Origin of the sequence: Micromonospora alfalfae (assembly GCF_022230925.1) — a bacterium.
Taxonomy (GTDB): domain Bacteria; phylum Actinomycetota; class Actinomycetes; order Mycobacteriales; family Micromonosporaceae; genus Micromonospora; species Micromonospora alfalfae.
The window spans coordinates 185648-192612 of record NZ_JAKKFH010000032.1 but is presented as its reverse complement, the minus strand read 5'-3'; the positions used below and the strand labels follow the sequence as shown (position 1 = coordinate 192612).

The 6965-nt window shown below is 72.1% G+C and carries 5 protein-coding genes; 1 reads left to right on the top strand and 4 read right to left on the bottom strand.

Annotated features, from left to right (window positions below):
* Nucleotides 1-186 precede the first annotated feature (186 nt).
* Nucleotides 187-669 carry a pantetheine-phosphate adenylyltransferase gene (gene coaD / locus MED01_RS25480; RefSeq protein ID WP_091393067.1) on the bottom strand — a complete coding sequence of 161 codons (483 nt, stop codon included), beginning with the start codon at nt 667-669 and terminating at the stop codon, nt 187-189.
* Nucleotides 666-1229, bottom strand: a complete 564-nt coding sequence (gene rsmD, locus MED01_RS25475) for a 16S rRNA (guanine(966)-N(2))-methyltransferase RsmD (RefSeq protein ID WP_238671074.1) — start codon at nt 1227-1229, stop codon at nt 666-668. The genes coaD and rsmD overlap by 4 nt, the downstream gene beginning before the upstream one ends.
* A gap of 386 nt (nt 1230-1615) precedes the next feature.
* On the opposite strand from rsmD, the gene MED01_RS25470 reads away from it, so the two are divergent.
* Nucleotides 1616-2758 (top strand): LPXTG cell wall anchor domain-containing protein, encoded by a 1143-nt coding sequence (locus tag MED01_RS25470; protein WP_238671073.1) that lies wholly within the window; start codon nt 1616-1618, stop codon nt 2756-2758.
* Between the two features lie 181 nt (nt 2759-2939).
* On the opposite strand, the gene recG is transcribed toward MED01_RS25470, so the two are convergent.
* The gene (recG, locus tag MED01_RS25465; RefSeq protein WP_238671072.1) at nt 2940-5189 is read right to left on the bottom strand and encodes an ATP-dependent DNA helicase RecG; all 2250 of its coding nucleotides are present in this window, start codon (nt 5187-5189) and stop codon (nt 2940-2942) included.
* Nucleotides 5186-6802, bottom strand: a complete 1617-nt coding sequence (locus MED01_RS25460) for a DAK2 domain-containing protein (protein WP_238671071.1) — start codon at nt 6800-6802, stop codon at nt 5186-5188. Before MED01_RS25460 ends, recG begins: the two co-directional genes overlap by 4 nt.
* Between the last annotated feature and the right edge of the window lie 163 nt (nt 6803-6965).

Sequence of the window (6965 nt, the reverse complement as noted above, 5' to 3'; positions counted from 1 at the left end):
CCCCCCTCCGCCCCCCCCCCCCCCCGTGCCTCCCCCCCCGCCTCCCCCCGCGCCGATCTTGCACTTTCGGTCGCGCCAAACCAGGCCGAAAGGGGCGATCCGGGAACCACAAGTGCAAGATCGCGGGCTGGAGGCGCGGGGTGGGGTCGCGGGGTGCAGGCGCGGGGTGGGGAGAGCCGGGGTCCGTTAGGGGCGGGGGCCCAGGCGGGCCTGGAGGGCTTCGCGGACCGGGTCGGGGACGTGGGCGGAGATGTCGCCACCCCACTTGGCCACGTCCTTGACCAGGCTGGACGAGAGGAACGAGTAGAGCGGGTTGGTCGGCATGAAGAGCGTCTCGACGCCGGCCAGACCGATGTTCATCTGGGCCATCTGCAACTCGTAGTCGAAGTCGCTGACCGCCCGCAGGCCCTTGATCAGCACACTGGCCTGCTGTGCCCGGCAGAAGTCCACCAGCAGCCCTCGGAACGACTCGACCCGCACGTTGCCGTACGACGAGGTCACCTCGCGGAGCATCTCGATGCGCTCCTCGACGGTGAACAGGCCACTCTTCGACTGATTCACCAGCACACCGACGATCACCTCATCGAAGAGCCGACTGGCCCGCCCGATGATGTCAAGGTGTCCGTTGGTGACCGGGTCGAACGAACCGGGGCACACCGCACGTCTCATGATCGGCGACCGTACCAAAGGGTGGTCTCGCCGTAACGGCGACTGCGTTCGGCGGTGATCCCCTCCACCCAGTCGAACTCCCTGGTGCGCCGGGACCGCTCCACCACCACCAACGCGTCGGGCGCCAACCAGCCGCCGTCGACCAGCGCCGCCAACAGCGCGGTGATCTCCTCGTCCGGCACCGCGTACGGCGGGTCGGCGAAGACCACGTCGTACGGCTCGCCGTCCGGTCCGGCGGCCAACACCGTCGCCACCTTGCCGGTGACCAGACGGGCTGCCGGACCGGCACGGAGGACCGCCACGTTCTCCCGGATCACCCGGGCCGCCCGCGGGTCGGACTCGACCAGCAACACGTGTCGGGCACCTCTGGAGAGCGCCTCCAGGCCGACCGCGCCGGAGCCGGCGTACAGGTCGGCGAAGCGGGCTCCATCGAGATCGACAGCGGCCTGGACGGCACTGAACAGCGCCTCCCGAACCCGGTCCGAGGTCGGTCGGGTGCCGGCGCCGGGCGGCGCGGCGATCCGCCGGCCACCGAGCGTCCCGGCCACGATCCGGGTCACCGTTTCCTCCTGCTCATGCCCGCGACGCTACGCGATGCGGCGCGGACCCGGTCAGCACGGCGCGGATCGCGGAGCCGGCCAGCGCGGCGTACCTGAGCAGCCACGTCGGCGTGACATCCACCGTGGAGCCTGGACGGGCGGACCGTCCCCAGTGATCGGACCGACACCTTCGGTTCATCAAAGATCACGAATCGACTACATTGCCGGATGGCAATGATCTGAACTCCCCTCATTAACCACCCATCAGTACAGTCTCCCCCTGTCCCCGCTTTCGACGCGGGAACACCACCGCGTCGCGCGACGCCCCGGTGAGCAGGTGACTCCCCGGTCACGATGTCTCCCGGCCTCCCGCCACGCGATCCGTACCCCCCTCACCAGGAGCAGGCGTGAACCCTCCCAAGTCTCCGTTCCGGCGCGTCGCGGCCATCGCCGCAGGCGCGTTGATCGGCCTCGCCGGCGTCGTGACGTTCGCCGCACCCGCCAGCGCCCACCACAGCGAGATCCAGGTCAAGGCCGACTGTGACACCGCCACCGGCGAGTGGGTGGCCACCTGGACCGTCAAGAGCTACGCCCCGGGCAACGTCAAGAACTACAAGTTCAGCGAGGTCTCGGCGAAGACGTACGTCGGCGACACCGCCAGCGACGCCACCATCGACGGCATCGCGGTGACTGAGGGCAAGGTCTACCCGCACGCCGTCAGCGACGCGGTGGTCGCCACCCAGCGCCTGGACGCGAAGACCACCAAGGCCACCCTGTCGGTGCGGGCCATGTGGGACAACGAGTTCGAGGACGACAAGCTGCGCTCGCAGTCGATCGAGTTCAGCGAGTCCTGCGCCAAGGAGCAGCCCCCGGTTCCGGCCACCCCCAAGCCGACCGCCAACGTGGCCGCTGACTGTGACGGCGACGTCGTCGTCAAGCTCGGCAACGCTGAGGACGCCACCGCTCCGGCGAAGTTCACCATCACCGGTGCCGGCGACTTCACCAAGAACGTCACCGTTGCGGTCGGCGAGAGCAAGTCGGTGAAGGTGCCCGCCAAGAACGCCACCGGCATCAAGGTGGTTGCCGACGGGCAGGACAAGCCGCTCTTCGAGGGCACGCCCGCCGCCGCCGAGAACTGCGTCGAGCCCGGCGAGCCGGCCGGCAGCTACAAGTCGACCTGCACCGAGCTGATCTTCGACATCGCCAACCCGGCCGACGGTAAGACGATCACCATCACCTTCACCCCGAACAAGGGCAAGGCCCAGACGCTGACCGTCGAGCCGGGCAAGAGCGGCACCGTCACCTTCCCGGCTGAGGAGGGTCTGACCGTGACCCCGGCCGCCGAGGGCCTCGACGACACCAGCCCGATCGCCTGGGAGAAGCCGGCCGACTGCACCCCGGGTCAGGGTGGCGGCGACAAGGACGAGCCGGCCCTGCCGCTGACCGGTGCTGCCACCGGCGGCATCATCGCCGGCGCGGCGGTCCTGCTGGCCGCCGGTGTGGCGCTGTTCATGGTGGCGCGTCGTCGTCGGGTTCGCTTCACCGCCTGAGACAACACGCTCTGACACCTGAGGGCGCGTCGACCAACCGGTCGGCGCGCCCTCAGCCACGTACTGGCCTGGGTGATCGACTCGACGTCACGGAAACCGGGGTATCCGCGTCGGTGGGACACCACGGTTTCATGAAAGCCGAGTGGATCAACGGCGAGGCGGCCGACGGCCGGGCGTGTGGTCAGCCCTTCTCCAGGTACTCCGCGCGGTCCTCGTCCACCAGGGCGGCCACCGAGGCGGCCAGTGCCGGGCTGCGAGCCAGCTCCGGGTCGTCCTCGATCAGGGTGATCGCCTCGGCGCGGGCGTCGCGGATCAGGTCGGCGTCGCGTCGCAGGGACAGCAACCGCAGGTGCGAGCGGCGCCCGGACTGGGTGGCACCCAGCACGTCGCCCTCGCGGCGTTGCTCCAGATCCAGTTCGGCGAGCTTGAAACCGTCGCCCGTGGACGCCACCGCGTCCAACCGTTCCCGCGCCGACGAACCCTCGGCCGCCTCGCTGACCAACAGGCAGAGCCCGGCGGCGGCACCCCGACCGACGCGGCCCCGCAACTGGTGCAGCTGGGAGACGCCGAACCGGTCGGCGTCCAGCACGATCATCACTGTGGCGTTCGGTACGTCCACGCCAACCTCGACCACTGTCGTCGCCACCAGCACGTCCAGGTCACCAGCCGCGAAGGAACGCATCACCGCGTCCTTCTCGTCGGCCGGCAGGCGACCGTGCAGCACCCCGATCCGCAGGCCGTTCAGCGGGCCCTCGGCCAGCAGCGGGGCCACCTCGGTCACCGCCAGCGGTGGCCGACGGCCGTTGTCGTCGTCGGGTGGCGGCTCCTCGTCGCTGGTCGGCCCGTGTTCGAGGTCCGGCGCCTTCGCGTTGGCCGCTCCGGCCCCGGACCTCGAATCCCCGATTCGCGGGCACACCACGTACGCCTGGTGGCCGGCCGCCACCTCCTCGCGCAGCCGACGCCAGGCCCGATCCAGGTAGGCGGGCTTCTCGGCGGCCGGCACCACGTGCGAGGCGATCGGCGACCGCCCCCGGGGCAGCTGGGAGAGCGTGGAGACCTCCAGGTCGCCGTAGACGGTCATCGCCACGGTGCGCGGGATCGGGGTGGCCGTCATCACCAGCACGTGCGGTGGCTGATCGGCCTTGGCGCGCAGGGCGTCGCGCTGCTCCACGCCGAAGCGGTGCTGCTCGTCGACCACCACCAGGCCGAGATCGGCGAAGTCGACCCCCTCGTAGAGCAGGGCATGGGTGCCGAGCACGATGCCGGCGGCACCGCTGGCCACCTCACCGAGCGCCCGCCGGCGGGCCGCCGCGCCCAGCGAGCCGGTGACCAGCTCGACCCGGGTGGCGTGCTCCACGGAGCCCAGCTCACCGGCCCGCCCGAGCGGACCGAGCAGGTCGAGCATGCCGCGGTGGTGCTGGGCGGCCAGCACCTCGGTGGGCGCCAGCAGCGCGGCCTGCCCGCCCGCGTCGACCACCTGGAGCATCGCCCGCAACGCCACCACCGTCTTGCCCGAGCCCACCTCGCCCTGCAACAAACGGTGCATGGGATGCGGGGCGGCCAAGTCCGCCGCAATCTCCACACCCACCTCACGTTGACCGGCAGTCAGCTCGTACGGGAGTCGGGCGTCGAATGCCTCCAACAGCCCGCCCGGGCGCGCCGGGCGAGGCCGGGCCGGCCAATCGGCCGCCCGGTGCTTGCGCTGCACCAGGGTCACCTGGACGGCGAACGCCTCGTCCCACTTGAGGCGCCGCCGCGCCTGGTGCAGCGCCTCCTTGCTGGACGGCCGGTGGATCTCGGTCAGCGCGACGCCCAGCCCGACCAGCTTGCGGCTGGCCCGCACGGCGCTCGGCAGTGGATCGTCCGGTGGGGTGAACGTGTCCAGTACGACGCGCACGCAGCGCGCGATCACCCAGGTCGGCACGGCCGCCGCCGCCGGGTAGACGGGGATCAGCGCCCCGGCGAACTCCTCGATGTCGTCGCTGACCGCCGCCTCGCCGTCGCCACCCTCGCCGAGCAGGACGTACTCCGGGCCGTTGAGCTGCCGTTTGCCCCGGAACTCGGTGACCTTGCCGGCGAACAGACCCCACCGGCCGGGGCGCAGCTCGCGCTCGCGCCACGCCTGGTTGCCGAAGAAGGTCAACGTCAGCACCCCGCCCGAGCCGTCGCCGACTGTCACCTCCAGCAGGTTGCCCCGCCGCTGCCGCATCGGGCGCACCGCGGTGCGCTGCACCTGGGCCAACACCGTGACCTGCTCACCGACGTCCAGTGAGCGGATGTCGGTGTGTTCGCCACGTTCGTCGTAGCGACGCGGGAAGTGGTAGACCAGGTCACCTGCGGTGTGCAGGTCGAGGTGCGAGGCCAGCGCCTTGGCTGTCTTGTCCCCGACCAGCTTCTTCAGCGGAGTGTCCACAGTGGCTGGTTCGCTCATTCGATCCCTACCAGGAGCGGATAAAACGGCTGACCGCCCGGGTACGCGTGCACCTCGACGAACGGCCAGCGTCGCGCGACGTGCGCGCGGACGGCGTCGGTGAGCCCGGCCGGAGCGTCCACCCCGGCCAGCAGGGTGACCATCTCGCCACCACCACCGAGCATCCGGTCGACCACTGCGGCGCAGGTGTCGGTGAGGTCGGTGCCGATCAGGTGCACCTCCCCCTCCACCAGCGCCAGCACGTCACCGGGACGGCACTGGCCGGCCACTGTCAGCGCCTCCCGGCTGGCATGGCAGACCTCGGCGTAACGGCAGGCGCCAGCCGCCTCGGCCATCGCGATGACGTCGTCCTCGAAACGACGGTCACCGTCACGGACCGCGAGGGCTGCGAGGGCCTGCACCGGCGAGCGGGTCGGCACCACGCTCACCTTGATGCCGTACCGATGGGCCTCCCGGGCGGCGGCGCTCGCCACCGCCTCGGTGTTGGCGTCGTTGGGCAGCACCACCACACGGGCCGCGCCGGTGCTGCGGACGGCGTCCAGCAACTCGCCGGTGGACGGGTTGCCCGGCACGACTGTGGCGCCCTCCGCGGCGAACAGGTCGGCGATGCCGCCGCCGGTGGCCACCACCACCGCGGCCCGGCCGGCCACCACCGGGCCGGAGGGCGACTCCGACTGGTCGGCGAAACGGGTGACCGAGATGCGGTACGGGCGGCCGGCGGCGACACCGGCCTCCACCGCCGCGCCCACGTCGTTGACGTGCACGTGCACGTTCCAGGTGCCTTCCGGCTCACGCCCGTCGCCGACGACGACAAGCGAATCTCCCAGGGCGTCGAGCGCCCGCCGCAACCCGGCGACCGCCTCGGCTCGGGCGTCGAGCAGGAACTGCACCTCGTACGCGTATTCCTCCGAACCGGTCTCGCGGGCGACGGTGGCCGCCGGGCGGGCGGCGGAGCGCGGCGTCGGTGCGGGCCGGGCAGTGGGCTCCCCGGTCAGCACCTCGACCAGAGCGTCGAGCAGCACGCAGAGCCCTCGGCCACCGGCGTCGACCACACCCGCGCGGGCCAGCGCCGGTAGCTGTTCCGGGGTGCGGGCGAGCGCCTCGGCCGCCGCCCGGGCCGCGACGCCGGCCACCGTCGGCAGGTCGTCGCTGTCCGCGCCCTCGGCTGCGGCGGCGGCCGCCGCGACAACGGTGAGCACCGTGCCCTCGACCGGCCGGGAGACAGCGGTGTACGCGGCGGCGGTGCCGGAGCGCAGCGCGGCGGCCAACTCCCGGCCACGCACCGCCGGTGCCCCGGCGACCTGGTCGGCGAAACCACGCAGGATCTGCGAGAGGATCACCCCGGAATTGCCCCGCGCGCCGAGCAGCGCGCCCTGGGCCATCAGCCGCAGCGCGTGCCCGTGCGCCGTCGGCCCGCTGTCGGGGAGAGTGTCCAGATCCATGGCGAGGGCCTGCTGCGCCGAGGTGAGGGTGAGCACCAGGTTGGTGCCGGTGTCGCCGTCGGGCACCGGATAGACGTTGAGCTGGTCGATCTCGCCCTGGTGGCGCTTCAGTGCGGCCAGCCCGCTCGCGCACCAGCGGCGGACCGCGGCGGCGTCGAGGGTGTCCAGCACGGGCAGAAGCCTACTGGCGCGCACCGACACCCGTCGGACTCGTCCGGCGTGTCCTCGCCGGTCCGGGCCGGCGGTGGCCGCAACCGGGACGAGCGCCTCCGGTACCCTTGCCGCCGGGCCGGCCCACCGCAGGGCGGACGGGCCCACGACCAGGCGTGAGCCG